A 986-nucleotide genomic window follows, 5' to 3' on the forward strand; every position below is an offset into this window, starting at 1 on the left:
ATTGGCCCAATAACCATTGCTGGCATCGTTCTGCTGATCAGGTAATGACTCCAACTTATTGATAGTGTTTTATGTTCAGATAATGCCCGATGACTTTGTCATGCAGCTCCACCGATTTTGAGAACGACAGCGACTTCCGTCCCAGCCGTGCCAGGTGCTGCCTCAGATTCAGGTTATGCCGCTCAATTCGCTGCGTATATCGCTTGCTGATTACGTGCAGCTTTCCCTTCAGGCGGGATTCATACAGCGGCCAGCCATCCGTCATCCATATCACCACGTCAAAGGGTGACAGCAGGCTCATAAGACGCCCCAGCGTCGCCATAGTGCGTTCACCGAATACGTGCGCAACAACCGTCTTCCGGAGCCTGTCATACGCGTAAAACAGCCAGCGCTGGCGCGATTTAGCCCCGACATAGCCCCACTGTTCGTCCATTTCCGCGCAGACGATGACGTCACTGCCCGGCTGTATGCGCGAGGTTACCGACTGCGGCCTGAGTTTTTTAAATGGCGGAAAATCGTGTTGAGGCCAACGCCCATAATGCGGGCGGTTGCCCGGCATCCAACGCCATTCATGGCCATATCAATGATTTTCTGGTGCGTACCGGGTTGAGAAGCGGTGTAAGTGAACTGCAGTTGCCATGTTTTACGGCAGTGAGAGCAGAGATAGCGCTGATGTCCGGCGGTGCTTTTGCCGTTACGCACCACCCCGTCAGTAGCTGAACAGGAGGGACAGCTGATAGAAACAGAAGCCACTGGAGCACCTCAAAAACACCATCATACACTAAATCAGTAAGTTGGCAGCATCACCGAGGTAAAATATGAAAATTGGAACTGTGGCAGGCACTAACGACAGTACAACGACAATCGCAACAAATGATATGGTGCAAGAGCATGTTACCAACTTCACTAAAGAACTGTTTGGGTATATTGCAAATGGTATAGGTGATGATATATCAAGTATTGCCAGGACAATGCTCGGTGAGGCC

Annotated in this window: 1 protein-coding gene; it reads right to left on the reverse strand. The window is 51.1% G+C overall.

Features of this window, described 5'->3' with window-relative positions; genetic code table 11:
* Positions 1–55: 55 nt before the first annotated feature.
* Positions 56–753, reverse strand: a protein-coding gene (locus ACLJN9_RS30495) for an IS1-like element IS1B family transposase (protein ID WP_095033700.1) whose coding sequence is annotated in 2 segments (ribosomal slippage) — positions 56–504 and positions 504–753 — 699 coding nt in all. Because the reading frame shifts where the segments join, the coding sequence is not laid out codon by codon here.
* Positions 754–986 lie beyond the last annotated feature (233 nt).

The organism is Micromonospora sp. 067-2 (assembly GCF_046549295.1).
GTDB lineage: Bacteria > Actinomycetota > Actinomycetes > Mycobacteriales > Micromonosporaceae > Micromonospora.